The 14099-nt window shown below is 49.8% G+C and carries 12 protein-coding genes; 10 read left to right on the top strand and 2 right to left on the bottom strand.

Translation table 11 applies throughout. The annotated features are described in order from the left end of the window. Positions 1–206 precede the first annotated feature (206 nt). Complete coding sequence (locus ACSBQN_RS13290; RefSeq protein ID WP_024474407.1) at positions 207–578, top strand: DnaJ family domain-containing protein; 372 nt, start codon at positions 207–209, stop codon at positions 576–578. 10 nt (positions 579–588) lie between these two features. On the opposite strand, the gene ACSBQN_RS13285 is transcribed toward ACSBQN_RS13290, so the two are convergent. Continuing rightward, on the bottom strand, positions 589–1044 hold the full coding sequence (locus tag ACSBQN_RS13285; RefSeq protein ID WP_024474406.1) for a regulatory protein RecX: 456 nt from the start codon (positions 1042–1044) through the stop codon (positions 589–591). 73 nt (positions 1045–1117) lie between these two features. Between ACSBQN_RS13285 and ACSBQN_RS13280 the strand changes: the two genes are divergently transcribed. The 9 genes from ACSBQN_RS13280 (at position 1118) to ACSBQN_RS13240 (ending at position 11922) form a co-directional block, all read left to right on the top strand. Continuing rightward, positions 1118–1300, top strand: a complete 183-nt coding sequence (locus tag ACSBQN_RS13280; RefSeq protein WP_024474405.1) for a hypothetical protein — start codon at positions 1118–1120, stop codon at positions 1298–1300. Between the two features lie 696 nt (positions 1301–1996). Then, positions 1997–2551: a fimbrial protein gene (locus tag ACSBQN_RS13275; RefSeq protein ID WP_024474404.1), complete on the top strand. Its 555-nt coding sequence runs from the start codon at positions 1997–1999 to the stop codon at positions 2549–2551. A 35-nt stretch (positions 2552–2586) separates the two neighbouring features. After that, positions 2587–3300, top strand: coding sequence for a fimbrial biogenesis chaperone (locus tag ACSBQN_RS13270; RefSeq protein ID WP_004241253.1), 714 nt, complete (start codon positions 2587–2589; stop codon positions 3298–3300). 11 nt (positions 3301–3311) lie between these two features. Then, complete coding sequence (locus ACSBQN_RS13265) at positions 3312–5804, top strand: fimbria/pilus outer membrane usher protein (RefSeq protein WP_354633111.1); 2493 nt, start codon at positions 3312–3314, stop codon at positions 5802–5804. A 14-nt stretch (positions 5805–5818) separates the two neighbouring features. Next, positions 5819–6886 carry a fimbrial protein gene (locus tag ACSBQN_RS13260; RefSeq protein ID WP_024474401.1) on the top strand — a complete coding sequence of 356 codons (1068 nt, stop codon included), beginning with the start codon at positions 5819–5821 and terminating at the stop codon, positions 6884–6886. A 298-nt stretch (positions 6887–7184) separates the two neighbouring features. Further along, a complete protein-coding gene (locus tag ACSBQN_RS13255) occupies positions 7185–7973 on the top strand; it encodes a protein bax (protein WP_024474400.1) in 789 nt (262 codons plus the stop codon). 164 nt (positions 7974–8137) lie between these two features. Further along, positions 8138–9556: an MBOAT family O-acyltransferase gene (locus tag ACSBQN_RS13250; protein ID WP_036408272.1), complete on the top strand. Its 1419-nt coding sequence runs from the start codon at positions 8138–8140 to the stop codon at positions 9554–9556. Continuing rightward, positions 9543–10733, top strand: a complete 1191-nt coding sequence (locus ACSBQN_RS13245; protein WP_036408270.1) for an SGNH/GDSL hydrolase family protein — start codon at positions 9543–9545, stop codon at positions 10731–10733. The genes ACSBQN_RS13250 and ACSBQN_RS13245 overlap by 14 nt, the downstream gene beginning before the upstream one ends. Further along, on the top strand, positions 10696–11922 hold the full coding sequence (locus tag ACSBQN_RS13240) for an SGNH/GDSL hydrolase family protein (protein WP_225903323.1): 1227 nt from the start codon (positions 10696–10698) through the stop codon (positions 11920–11922). The genes ACSBQN_RS13245 and ACSBQN_RS13240 overlap by 38 nt, the downstream gene beginning before the upstream one ends. Positions 11923–11966: 44 nt before the next feature. Here the strand turns inward: ACSBQN_RS13240 and ACSBQN_RS13235 are convergent, their stop codons facing one another. Continuing rightward, positions 11967–13868: an ATP phosphoribosyltransferase regulatory subunit gene (locus ACSBQN_RS13235; protein ID WP_024474397.1), complete on the bottom strand. Its 1902-nt coding sequence runs from the start codon at positions 13866–13868 to the stop codon at positions 11967–11969. Positions 13869–14099: the final 231 nt, after the last annotated feature.

Below are 14099 nucleotides of genomic sequence, written 5' to 3'. Positions count from 1 at the left end.
ACAGCAGGTATTACTCAGATCGCACACCAAACAAATTCCCCTTCACCAGAAAATGCATTTTCATGCATTACAGACCTGAATTTGATTCAGTTATTATGCAGCGGTAAATAGTGCATTTATGAGTAAAGCAGGTTATTTATACGGCAAAATCAGGCTCTGTTATAATAAGAAAGTGACAACAGGTGACGGGGGGAAGCGGACGCAGCATGACGATTTTTGACACACTGGCTGAGCGCCATATTCAGGCGGCGCTTGAAAGCGGAGAATTACAGGGACTGGCAGGAGAAGGTAAGCCGCTCACACTGGATGATGACAGCCATGTTCCCCCTGAACTGAGGGTGGGCTACCGGTTGCTGAAAAATGCAGGATATCTTCCCCCGGCATTACTGGCCCGGCAGGAGGCGGTTTCACTGGCGGAATTATTGTCCGCTCTGCCGCCGGACAGCACAGAATATGAGCAGACAAACAAGCGGTTACGGTTGCTGACATTACAGATGCAGCAGGCGGGGCTCAATACGGATTTTCTGTATCACCGTTATCATGACGCCATACAACAGGCACTGAATAAAAATAAATAATGCCTGCACGTCAGTACAGTTCATAAATCTGATCAGATGTGAAACCGCGGTACATCAGGTAACGCATCTGTTTTTGCTTCTCTTTATAGTCAGCCGGTAAACTCTCCCCGAATTTCTTCATTTTTGCCTCACGGGCCTGCTCAAACCAGTCGGTCCCCTGCGCGGAAAAAACCGCATCAATCAGTTCACCGTCAAACCCTTTCCGGCGTAATTCCTGACGGATCCGCACCGGTCCGTGCAGTTTTCTTACACCGGCCTGAAAAAACAGTACGATACTGCGGGTATCATCCAGATACTGAGAGTCTGTCAGCCGCGCCATCACCCGCGGCAGAACATGCGCTTCCGTCGGGGAGGTTTCCTGCTTTTCAGCAATTTTCCGTTTCAGTTTGCGGGCCAGTTCCGCTCCGGCATATTCCCGCCGTCCCAGCAGCCATATGGCATAATGATAAAGTTGTTTTTCATCCATCGTGACACCTGCGTGTTATCCGTTAAAATCGTGATAACATACCATATTCCCACTATATTCAGAGAGACAGACAATGGCACAACTGACCCCGGAAGAAAAAGTATATGTTGATGACCTCGCGATGCAGCGGGTTGATGATATGAACAGCGATGAATTTCTGGTTCGTCAGCTGGATGACAAAATCCACGGGCTGGCATCTCACCTGAAAGCCTATTTTGAAGAACGTCTGGCTTTCCATAAACAGAACAAAAACTGATCCTGTTCGGGCAGCCGCAATGCTGCCCGCTGTTTTTTCCCGCCTGAAATAATCGCCATATAAATAATTACATTCGTTATCAGTCGATTCCGATAGTTATCCTGCTGCACTTAAAATAAAGTTGAAAATAATTAAAGTTCCCTGTGAATGTGCCGATAATCATTACCGGGAGCATTCTGAGTGCTTGATTTTGCGTTGTTAATATCGCTAATGATAATTATTCTTAATTATTACAATCAATAATCATAAAGAAAAGATAATATTAAATACTTTATTTTTTAACATATATTAAATGAATATTTAAAAATATTAACAACAATCAATGCATAACATCGCAATAACATAAAAACGCAGTATATAAAACCATAAGTAACTATCTGTATCCGGATATTACAGATAAAACTCACCTTTTAATTCGTAAATCAGAAAAATACTTCAATTAATCATTTCATGGTTATATACTCTGTTTCGTTTTAGTTATGCTTTCCATTCTGATGTATAAGAATCTTCTTTCCCATTAACGGTAATAAAAAATTACCGGGGAAATTATTTCTTATTGATGCTACTAACTAAATAAACCTTGCTGATTTGTTTTTTCAGAATCGGCTAAAAATCACTATGACTAAAAATAAATTTACGGAAAGCGTAATTAATTTCGTTTCCGTATTTATTATATATTCCATCCCGGAGAGGATAATGAATAAAAAATTCGCTCTTGCAGCGTCTCTTTCCCTTATTTTTATTGCTAACTCTGCGTCTGCGGCAACTACCGCATCCGGTGGTTCAATCAATTTCACCGGTTTTATTACTGATGCCACCTGCACCATTAATAACGGTAATGCGAACATGTCGGTATTATTAGATCCGATTACTGTCAATCAGATCACACGTTCCGGTGCAATCGAGGAAGGAAAGAAAGCATTTTCTCTCGAGTTATCAGACTGTAACGCCAGTGATAAAGATAAAAAATCACTGCATATTAATTTTGCCTCCACCAATCTGATTGCCAATAACGGTAATTACCTGATCAACCAGGAAACGGATGAGAAAGGTAATCATAAAAATGTCGGGATTGCGTTAACATCACAGAAAAGTGATGAAGTTATTAATTTAAACACACCATATGATACAAAAATCATTGCTGATAATGGTGTTATGCAGTTTTATGCAAAATATTACAAAGTTGGCAGTGAGCCGGCTCAGCCGGGTAAAATCAGCACCATGCTGACATATAACCTGTCTTACTTCTGATATTTTCAGGCCTCTTTAATTCAGGGGCCTGATTTTTGAAAATACACATCATGAAAAAAATCATCTTAACATTGTTGTTATTAACAGTGACATTTGTCAGTCCGGCAAATGTTATTATTAATTCCACCCGTGTTATTTATCCGCAGGGAAGTAAAGAGGTTCCGGTACAATTATTTAACACCGGAACACAGCAGGCATTAGTCCAGGCATGGATTGATGACGGCAACCCCGATTCCACGCCGGAAACGGCGAATGTCCCGTTTATCCTGACACCGCCGGTGGTGAAAATCGACGGTAAAAATGGTCAGCAACTGCGGGTGAAAATGACCCCGGTACAGCTTCCGGCTGACAGAGAGTCCCTGTTTTATCTGAATTTACTGGATATTCCGCCGCTGCCGGAAAACAGTGCCGATAAAAACATGATGCAGATTGCTATCCGCTCCCGCATCAAACTGTTTTACCGCCCTTCCGGCCTGACGCTGAGCGCGGATAAAGCCCACACCCGTCTGACATTCACCCGTGACGGTCAGCACTATATTCTGAAAAATGATTCTCCGTATCATATTAATATTCTCGGCCTGAAAGAGACGGCGAACAGCCGTGATCTGGCGGAAGAAGGCACGATGATTGCACCTTACTCTCAGTTTACGCTGCCAGCCGCAGCCGGATTACCGGCCGGAAATCACTATTCGCTGACACTGATCGACGATTTCGGTGCCATCAATACCTACCCGCTGTCACTGAACTGAACAGCCGCCTGATGCCGCGCCCTGTCCGCCGTTTTTCCGCCCTTGTTTCACTGTTGCCGGTGCTGCTCAGCACACCGGCAGCCGGGGCCGGGTTTAATACCAACTTCCTTTACGGCGATTCCGCCAAAGCGGATTTATCCCGCTTTGATCGCGACGATATCCTGCCCGACGGCGAATACACCGTTGAAATCAGTGTGAACGGGGAATGGAAGGGACGATTTCCGCTGCGTCTGCAACAGAGCGGACACACGATTCTGATCCCGCAGGATGATGTGCCGAAACTGGGACTGCGTGACAGTACACCGCCGCCACAGGCAGATGAAGACGGTTATATCGTGCTGAGCAGTCTGGTGCCGCCGGAGAGTTATACCCTGAACACCGGACAGTTTCAGCTGGCACTGAATGTGCCGCAGGCAATGCTGAATACCGTACTTAAAGGATATGTCGACCCGTCGCGGTGGGATCAGGGCATTAATGCCGCGATGGTCAGTTATAACGCTAACTATTATCACGCCACCAATAAACGTGACGGCAGTGATAACGACAATGCTTATCTGACCCTGAGCAGTGGTCTGAATCTGGCTGGCTGGCAGTTGCGGGATCAATCCTCAGTGACTTACAGCAGCGGACAGAGCACACAATGGAATAACAACACCCGTTACCTGCAGCGTGGTTTTCCGGCAATCAAATCTGATTTCCGTGCCGGCGACAGTTACACCTCCAACGAGCTGTTCGATTCTGTCCGTTTCCGGGGCGCGACCCTGAAAACGGATATGCGTATGTATCCCGATGCCTGGCAGGGCTTTTCCCCGGTCGTGCGCGGCGTGGCACAGACCAACGCACTGGTCAGAATCTATCAGGATTCACAGCTTATCTGGCAGCAGAGCGTGCCGCCCGGCCCGTTTGTGGTCGATTCCCTGCTGCCGACCGGCTCCGGCGGAGATTTACAGGTGGAAGTGAATGAAGCAGACGGGCAAATTAACCACTTTATGGTGCCCTTCTCTGCCGTACCGAATATGTTAAAGGAAGGACTCTTTAAATATGAGCTGAATGCCGGTGAAGTCCGTCTGACGGATACCGCTTACCACCCGGATTTTGTACAGCTTAATCTCCAGTACGGCATTAATAACACGCTGACCGGCTACGGCGGTGTGATTGCGGCGGAAAATTATCAGGCGTTTCTGCTCGGCAGTGGATTTAACCTGCCGGTCGGCGCGTTATCCGTGGATATCACGCACTCCGATGCCCGCTTCGGGCAGGACATGCCGCGTTACCGGGGTGAGAGCTACAAAGTGGCTTACAGCCGTTTTATTCATCAGACCAATACCAATTTTTCGCTGGCGGCTTACCGTTATTCCACCAGCGGCTATTTCAGCCTGACAGATGCGGTACAGTATCAGGAACTGCTTAACCGGCAGGACATTACAGGCGATCTCTCCCCGCAGTCACAGAGTTACCGCCAGCGCAGTACCTTTAATATCAATATCAACCAGCGGATCGGTGCGGATTACGGCTCGGTTTATCTCGCCGGTACACTGCGTGATTACTGGGGCGGTCAGGGCAACACCCGTGAATATCAGCTGGGTTATGCCAATAACTGGCAGGATATTAATTATACCCTCAGCGCAGGCCGGACCCGTTACAGCAAAGACAGTAACAATCCCGCCGGCAGTAATAATAATGAAGAGACACGGATTAACCTGACACTCTCCGTTCCGCTGACCCTGTCCGGCCACAAGGTGTATCTGACCGCAAACAGCATGACGGAAGAAGGCCGCTATAAGAGCAGCAATATCGGCCTGAGCGGCACCGCCGGGCAGAGTAACGCGCTGAGTTATAACGTGAATGCCGCGCATCAGCAATCCGGCGGTACCACCTTCAGCACCAGTGCTGCCTACCGGGCGGCCCCGGCGACACTGAACGCTTCTTACAGTGAATCCGGCCGTTACCGCCAGCTGGGAGCCGGAGCCACCGGCAGTGTGGTGGCCTGGTCCGGTGGTATTCTCACCGCAAATCAGCCGGGGGAAACCTTTGCTGTGGTGAATGTACCGGGCACCGCCAATGCTATCGTGAACAATGACCGCAATGTCACCACCAACACACAGGGACAGGTGCTGGTGCCGTATCTGTCCGCTTACCGCAAAAACGCGCTGATCCTGGATGCCTCACAGGCACCGGAAGATGCTGCGGAACTGCTGGGCAATGTGCAGGATATCGTGCCTTACGCCGGGGCGGTGACACTCGTGAACTTCAGAACGGATACCCGGCAGGAATTTTATCTGCATGCCGTGCGCCGGGACGGCAGACCGCTGCCGTTCGGTACAGAAGTCACTGACGGGAACAATAACAGCATCGGCTATGTCGGGCAGAACAGCCTCCTTTATATAAGAAGCGAAACGCGGCCGGAACAGATCAATGTCCGCCTGACAGATACGGACAGCGGCTACTGCCGCATCACACTCACGCCGGATCCGCAGAGTGCGCCTCTGCCCTGTGCAGAATAAAGGAGACATCACCGATGCTCAGAAAAACCCATTTTTTTGCCGGTCTGCTGATGCTGATCACTGGTTATGCGCAGGCGGAGTGCTACAACGACGGCAACAAACAGGCACCGCCGCTGACGGCTGATCTGTCGGAAACCTTTTACCGTCAGACAGAGACCACCCTCTATTTTAATACCCGCTACAGCGGGGAATTCAGCTGTAACGGCTACAGCAGCAGCGTCTCCAACGCCTCTTACCTGCAAAAACGTTCCATTGTGGTCGGTTTTCAGAACGGCCGCTATCCGGTCGAGTTCCGGGTAATCGATCTCCAGCCCGGCAGCACCCAAAAATTCGCTTACAGCAGGAATCCGTACCCGGCGGACCGCCTTCAGGCACGTTTCACCCTCAGTGCACGGGTGATGCCGCAGAACTCACGCAGTGATGTGACGGTGCCCGGCAGCCAGTACCGTTTTGACGGCGCGGTGATCGCCGCTGACACCACTCGGGTCGGCATCCTTCAGTTCTTTGTCCGTCTCGGGCTGGATATCCTCACTTATCTGCTGACCGGACACTGGCCGGAGCATAATGAGGATCTGTTCCTGCAGCCGCTGGATGTCATTTATCAGCCCCGTGAAACCACCTGTACCTTTGATAATGCGGATTTATTAGTCGAACTGCCGCAGGTGGACCGGGCACAGCTGCTGCGTAATACAACCGCCGGGATGACACGTTTCCATCTGGATATCTCCTGCCGGGATCGCCTGAACGGCCGCACCAGCCGTCCGGTAAAAGCCTATCTGGCCAGCAACCAGGTCTGGCTGCGGGATATGAAAACCCTCATTGATACCTCACAGGGCGCGGCACAGGGGGTGGGGATCCGCGTCGGCCGTTATGCGGATACCAATGACAACAGTGCACTGGTGATCAACCCGCCGGGACGGCAGCCGCGTGCGGATTCCTATCTGTTTGAATGGGGAAAGGACAAATTTATTGAAGTAAATAACGGCTTTAATCTCTGGGCGTATTACTATGTCTATGATGCCGCCCGGCTCAGTGCAGGCCGTATCAATACCACGGCAATCCTCAATTTCGAGTACTACTAATCATAAATTCTGATAAAAATGGCCGGTAAAAACCGCAGAAAAAAGTGAAAACAGGGCAGGACACTGCGTAAAAAACATTAATTTTCCGGATAATTCCGCCATTTTTGCTAAAATCCGCAGCCGTTTGATGTCCGTTTTAACTTACTAATAGACATACATAAAATCAGAAAACAAAATTTTATCCTGCCAAAGCATACCCGATTAATATTAAACGATGGATAATAAGGCTGGCCTTGGTTTTTCTATTTTGCTAGTATTCGTTCGATTTTTGTTCAGACAATAAAACGAGGAAAAAGCAATGCCCTCTCTTTCGATGAGGACAAATGCAGTCTTCGCTTTCTTGATTTTACTATTCTTTACCGGTTCGGGCTTTGCCTCAACCAGTACCACGACAAGCTTGCCGTATTCGCATCAAAACAAGCAGCTGCAAAAAACGCTGCCTGATTTGAAGAAATACGCGTCAGGTACACCCCGTAAGAAAGCGTTTTTAAATGCCATTGTCCCTGCGATTGACAAAGTGAATCGCGAAATCATGAATGACCGCACCTGGTTACTGGAACGCCGGAATGCCAAACACTGGTCACAGAGTGATATTGCAAAGCTCGGAAAGCTTTGCCGGAGCTATGATATGACATGCAGCTCGCCTAAGCGCACCAACTGGAACGCGCTCCTGAGCCGTGTCGATATCCTGCCCACCCACTTCGTTGCCACACAGGCGGCAACCGAGTCAGGCTGGGGAACATCAAAACTGGCTCAGTCCAACAATAACCTTTTTGGTATGCGTTGCGGACGGGGCTGTAGTGCCAAAGCCGGACAGGTTCAGGGCTACTACGCGTACAGCACTATTGAGGATAGTGTCACTGCTTACATGAAGAATCTGAATACGCATCGTGCTTATAATTCACTGCGTTCAGAAAGGGCAAAACAGCGTCTGGGTGATGATGACTCACTGAGCACACCGGAACTTATCAGTCAGCTGGAAGGTTATTCGCAGAAGGGAGATGCTTATAACCGTTACCTCCGCCAGATGTATGACAGTAACAAAACACTGATCACATCGGCACAGAAGGTAGCCCAAAACTCATAATCGTTCTGTTCACCGTAACAGACACCCGAAAACCCGCGTTAATCTGAGTATTACGCGGGTTTTTTTATGCCTTCTCATCATTCTTATTGAATCGTGGTTGATAACTTATATTATACTCAGCACGCTAATTATGACATTTTCAACAAGCCTGCACAGAGCCTGATATGAATTTCTTTTCATTTGAATTTCTTGCCTCCTTTACTGCCTTTTTTCTGATTTACTGGCTCTGTCAAAAAAAGACCCGTTTACAGAATATCCTTTTAATTACGGCGAGTTATCTGTTTGTCTTCTCATTTCAGGCAAGCTTCGCGTATGTGCTGGCCGGATATACCCTGTTTATTTATCTGCTGACGAATGTCCTGGGCAGCCGCCTGTCCGCCCGTGCAGTGTACAGCCTGCTGGCGGCGGGGATCATCGGCTGTTTTACGGTATTCAAATATTACGGATTTATGCAGGAATCTCTCCAGAGTGCGCTGTTGCAGGCCGGTGTGGAGGTTGAACTGCCGGTGCTTTCGGTGCTGGCACCGCTGGGGTTATCCTTCTACGCGTTCCATTCTGTCAGCTATGTGGTGTCGGTCTGCCGCAAAGAGATTGAAAAAGCCCCCTTTTTGGATGTGGTGCTTTATCTCTGCTTCTTCCCGAGCATTGTCGCCGGTCCGATAAACCGCGCCAAAGCATTTATGCCGCAAGTACAGGCGGCCTCGCGGGAAATTATTGATTACAAAAAAGCCCTGCTGCTGATCACCCTGGCGATGGTGAAACTGTTTTTATTCAGTGCTTATCTGTCAGAAAACTTTGCCAACCCGGTCTTCAGTTCGCCGGTCAACTACAGCGCCGGTGAGATTCTGGTGGCGGTGTACGCCTATGCCTGGAATATCTATTTTAACTTCTCCGGTTATACCAACCTGGTGACCGGGATTGCCATGCTGCTTGGTTTCAGGGTACCGCTGAACTTCAGTGCGCCGTATCTTGCCACCAACCTCAAAGAGTTCTGGGCGCGCTGGCACATCAGTCTGTCGACCTTTATCCGCGATTATATTTATATCCCGCTCGGCGGTAACCGCAAGGGCTGGCTGCGGATGAACCTCAATGCCTTTATCGCGATGGTAATTTCAGGGATCTGGCACGGTGTCGGGCTGCCGTTTATCATCTGGGGCGCACTGCACGGCCTGGGTATTGTGCTGATGAATATCAAACACAAACTGCTGCCGCCGCGCACAGAACCTGCGGAAACCCTGTGGCAGAAAACCGGGGTCTGGACCGCCCGGATTTTTACCTTCCATGTGCTCTGCCTGACCTGGATTTTCTTCCGCAGCGCCACGCTCAGTGATGCTGTCACCATGCTGACGCAACTGACCGCTGACGGCTTTATTGCCTCTGTCATGGCCAGTGCGCCGCTGATTATCGCCTTCTGGCTGCTGCTGTTTATCTATCCGCTGTGTGTCAGCCTGTATCACCGCGCCGGACACTATTACCAGCGGATCTCATGGATCTGGTATCCTTTACCGCTCGCGCTCTTTATGACGCTGGTCTTTATTTTCTCTCCTTCAGGAATGCCGGGTTTTATCTATGCGAATTTTTGATTTTACAGAAAATCTCGAGCGGGCACTGAAGGTCGTCTTTATTGTGCTGACCGCAACCGTGGCACTGGTCTGGCTGAACCAGAACCCGCTGGCCCGTTACTGGGAACAGACCTACCACCAGCCTGCGCCGTGGGCGAACCTGGAGGGGCATTACGCGTGGGATCTGGGGGGTTACCTTCAGGAAGGCGTGGTGGCGGCCGGAGAGACCCTGTGGACCTATGCACAGGGCAACCATATCGTTGAGGAAGCGGAAGAGGCTGTCCCCGGCAATACCGCGTTTCCGGAGGAGTTTCAGGTCGGGCTGCATTTTATCAACGGCTACCGTTATCCGGCTGCTGCACTGTCTGTGACCTTCCCTGAGCTGCTGAACCGGGAGCGTCCGGTGATCGGTAATTCTGTGCTGAAACTGAACCCGGAGCAGGTTGCGGAACACATTCTGACGAAAAAAACACCGAAATCAATTATTGATCTGGAAGCCGGTGATAAAGTCTTCTTCGTGGGCGATTCCCTCATGCAGGGCGTTGCACCTGTGTTACAATCCCGTCTGGCCAAAACCTACGGCATTGAAAGTATCAACCTCAGCAAACAGAGTACCGGCCTGACGTATCCGAAGTTTTTCAACTGGCCGGAAACTGTCAAAACCACGCTGGCAGCCAACCCGGATATCCGCCTGATGGTGGTTTTCCTCGGCCCGAATGACCCGTGGGACATGCCGCCGGAAGGCGGCGGGCGCTATCTGCGCTTTATGTCTCCGGAATGGGAGGCGCAGTACCGTAAACGGATTCAGGATATTCTGTTAACGGCCCGGATACAGGATGTGGACGTCATATGGATAGGACCGCCGAATATGCGCAAAGACAAGCTGTCAGATGGTGTACACTATCTGAGCGGGATCTATCAGTCGGAAATTAACAATGCCGGTGAAATCTGGCTGTCCGCAAATACCATTTTCAAATATCAGGATAAGATCTATTCAGATTACCCCGGTGACGGCAGCAGCACTATCAAGCTGCGCAGCGGCGACGGTATTCACTTTACCTACAAAGGTCAGAAAGCCATCGCTGACACGGTATTTGATCTGATTAAATTTAATGCTGCGCCGGAGGAAACCCCGGCGGCGCAGGAAAAAACAGAAACACATGATGAAACAACAAAAACGCCCGTCGTGGCACCTTAAACTGGCCGGTGCGGGAGCCCTGTTTGCCGCAGCGCTCTCCCTGCTCTCCTGCCAGAACGATGCGGATAAGCCGTGGATACAGCCGCAGACACCACCGCCGGTATCGCGTAATGATCTGACCAACTACGGCGATCCGAACCTCAGCCGCCTGGCACACCGCCTGCGGGATCCGTCCGCGCGTGTCCATATTGTCCAGATTGGCGATTCCCATACAGCAGCGGATTTTTTCTCCGGCACGCTGCGTGACAAATTCCAGGCGCGTTACGGCAATGCAGGGATCGGCTTTGTGCCGCCGAGCATTATCGCCGGACAGCGCACGGCAAACTTTGTCTTCACAGAGCCGAAAAAACAGTGGTCATTCCTGACCAGCCGGAAAGATGATGCACCAAACTTCCCGCTGGGCGGTTTTGTTATTTCGCCGCTGACCTCACACAGCACCCTGACCATGAAAGAGCGCAATCCGTCCTCTTATCAGTATGATATGCAGGTGCTGTACCAGACCGGCTACCCGGCCTCCGTTACGGTACGCGGCGGCAAAGGCGGCACGCTGAACCTGGCACCGTCCTCAGAATGGCGTTTTTCTGACAGTGTGCCGGTAACCTTCCCGGCAGAAATCACCGCGAATGAGCAGAGCCCGCTGAATATCGGCGGCTGGTTTATCACCCGCAACCATCCGGGCGTAATGCTCTCGTCTGTCGGTATCAACGGCGCGACGATTGCCATGACGGGAAAATGGCAGCCGCAGTGGGTGAATACCCTGGCACAGACCGATCCGGAAATGGTGATCCTGGCTTACGGTACCAATGAAGCCTTTAATGACACGCTGGATTTGGATCTCTACCGTCAGCAGCTGACCAATGTGGTGCGCAGTATCCGCAGCAACATGCCGGATGCGGTGATCCTGCTGGTCGGCCCGGGCGACAGTATCAAGAACAAAACCGCGCCTGACTGCCGCTCACAGCAGCCTGCCAATCTGCACAATGTCATGCGGATCCAGCAGTCTGTGGCGAAAAGTGAAGGTCTGCTCTACTGGGACTGGCAGCAGTTCATGGGCGGCGACTGTGCAATCAACAGCTGGGTACTGCGTGACCTGGCACGGCCGGACAAAGTCCATCTCTCCGGTCCGGGTTATGAAAAGAGTGCAACAGCACTCTATAACGCGCTGGAATCCCTGCTCAGCCAGCAGTAACCGGTTATCCGCAGATAAGCTGATTATCTGCGGATCCTCTCCCCTCAGCAGTTTACGCTGTGTCCCAGCACGCCGATCATGGCATTCTCATTCACAAACTGAATCATTCCGTTATCTTTATCAGTCAGTTCCAGCGCTTTGTCATCCTCTGACGGCACCACAATGATAAAGCGGCTGCCGTTGCGCTCGGCATTCTTGCGGCAGGTACTGATCCGCATCCCCGAGCAGTCATTTTTAATGGTGAACTGCGGGAACAGTGTCCGCAGACGGCGGCCGACCATCAGCGCATACCCTGCGGCACGGGTGTTTTCCGGGATCAGCACCACATCGGTCGCGTTCTGACGCAGCAGTTGTTTGTGACATTTGCGGATCAGGAAAATAATCGGGTCGAGCATAAACGCAAAACCACTGACCGCCACCTGTTTATCCAGCAGGTGCGACGCACTGGCATCATAACGGCCGCCGCGGCATAACAGCTCATCATGACTGTCAGGATGCGTGGTGCGCCATTCAAACAGGGTGTGGCAGTAATTATTCACCGGATACAGTCCCGGCGTCACACTGTACGGAATTTTCAGGCGGTTGAGGGATTCAAGCAATTGACGGAAGCGGGCGGCGGAAGCCTCAGAGAGAAACTCACTGAGCCGGGGCGCTTTTTTATTAACGATATCCAGCAGCTTGTGCGGTGTGGATAATAACTGCTCCGGTTTCTCTTTCAGTTTAACCAGCCACGGCTCCTCAAAGAATGGCAGAAACGGCTGATAATACTCTCTCAGTGCCTGGCGAAAACGGCTGAATTCTTCTTCACTGCCGACGGTATTTATTTTTAATTCAATGTACGGCGTGAGGTGTAATGAACTGAAAAAGTCATACTGCATTAAAATATGTTCCAGCTCGATATCAATATTATCGTAGCCGAACGCTTCCACACCGATCTGGTGATATTGTTCAAAATCCTGTTTCTGCCCGGCCACATTCCGGAACATCGCACCGATATACCATAATTTGCTTTTTGACTGTAAACGCTGGTGCTGTGCAATTACCCGCAGACACCCCATCGTACCCTCACCGCGCAGCAGTGCCGGGTGGCTGCAGTTGAGTTTGGGGCCGTTATGGTTATCATCCGCGAACGCCGCGGCATTCTTCATATGGTCATCCCAGTATTCCAGCACCGGAAAGCGGATCTCCTGATAGCAGTAGCGTGCCAGCAGCTTCGAGGCGCGGTTTTCCAGCCAGATCCAGTCCGCCACATCATTACTGTAATGTTTGCGCGGCCGTCCGCTCTGATGCGGGCGCACTGTCCGGTTCACTTCAAATTCCAGTTTCTGGCAATACTGATTGGTGCCCAGTACACAATTCTGATTCAGACAAATTTGAATACGCTCAATAACAGACTGACTGATAGTGGTATATAAAAAATGCTGATAATGGATCCCGCGCTCTTCCGGTGTTTTGCCTAATTGCAAATAACACTGATGTTCAGTCATTCTCGGAATAGTGCATTCCCCGGTATTATGGCCGTAACTGGAATAATTTAAGTTATGTTTGTCATTATATTCCGACTGGTCGGATGTGAAGGTATCAACATATTGAGAGACCAAAAGAAAATAGGAGTTTGCTTCAATCAGGCAGCTGTTATAACGCCGATCCCATAATGCTCCGGTACGCTGATATTTATTATTGTAGTAAGGAACATACTGGCGTCCGATGTGCTGTATAAAGCGGCTTAAATCTTCTTTTGATTTTGGTGTCAGCAGCAACAATACCGTATCCGCCTGAAGTGAATAGGCATGAAGCTCGCAATTGTATGATTCTAAAGACCTGTCCACACAGGTCAGAAAGCGGGCGTAATCATTCTCTTCCTGAAAGAGTTTTTCATGATTGTGTCCGTTAAGTTTAATCAGCTGTGGTAATCCCGGAAAATAAAGGCGCTCTCTTCTTGGCATAGGTCAGCGCTCCAATCGCTAAAAACAATAAATTTATCTAATGAGTAATATAATATAAAACCGGTTTTATTATTTTAACTCATATCATAAAACGCGTTTTTATTTTTGAATGCCATTCTTTTTTATCGTATTGAAAAAAGTATATTTATTTTTTACTTACCTGATTTGTTAATTAATACATGACAAAAGTAAAATAATAACCACATCAGAAGTCAGATTATTCACGTCAAA

The organism is Morganella sp. B601 (assembly GCF_051172335.1).
GTDB classification, from domain to species: Bacteria; Pseudomonadota; Gammaproteobacteria; order Enterobacterales; family Enterobacteriaceae; genus Morganella; species Morganella morganii.
This window is presented reverse-complemented; position numbering and strand designations above follow the sequence as displayed.

Excerpts from the sequence above, each read along its gene's own strand:
- ACSBQN_RS13290 (WP_024474407.1), top strand. The coding sequence starts at position 207 with ATGACGATTTTTGACACACTGGCTGAGCGCCATATTCAGGCGGCGCTT.
- ACSBQN_RS13285 (WP_024474406.1), bottom strand. The coding sequence starts at position 1,044 with ATGGATGAAAAACAACTTTATCATTATGCCATATGGCTGCTGGGACGG.
- ACSBQN_RS13280 (WP_024474405.1), top strand. The coding sequence starts at position 1,118 with ATGGCACAACTGACCCCGGAAGAAAAAGTATATGTTGATGACCTCGCG.
- ACSBQN_RS13275 (WP_024474404.1), top strand. The coding sequence starts at position 1,997 with ATGAATAAAAAATTCGCTCTTGCAGCGTCTCTTTCCCTTATTTTTATT.
- ACSBQN_RS13265 (WP_354633111.1), top strand. The coding sequence starts at position 3,312 with ATGCCGCGCCCTGTCCGCCGTTTTTCCGCCCTTGTTTCACTGTTGCCG.
- ACSBQN_RS13260 (WP_024474401.1), top strand. The coding sequence starts at position 5,819 with ATGCTCAGAAAAACCCATTTTTTTGCCGGTCTGCTGATGCTGATCACT.
- ACSBQN_RS13255 (WP_024474400.1), top strand. The coding sequence starts at position 7,185 with ATGCCCTCTCTTTCGATGAGGACAAATGCAGTCTTCGCTTTCTTGATT.
- ACSBQN_RS13250 (WP_036408272.1), top strand. The coding sequence starts at position 8,138 with ATGAATTTCTTTTCATTTGAATTTCTTGCCTCCTTTACTGCCTTTTTT.
- ACSBQN_RS13245 (WP_036408270.1), top strand. The coding sequence starts at position 9,543 with ATGCGAATTTTTGATTTTACAGAAAATCTCGAGCGGGCACTGAAGGTC.
- ACSBQN_RS13240 (WP_225903323.1), top strand. The coding sequence starts at position 10,696 with ATGATGAAACAACAAAAACGCCCGTCGTGGCACCTTAAACTGGCCGGT.
- ACSBQN_RS13235 (WP_024474397.1), bottom strand. The coding sequence starts at position 13,868 with ATGCCAAGAAGAGAGCGCCTTTATTTTCCGGGATTACCACAGCTGATT.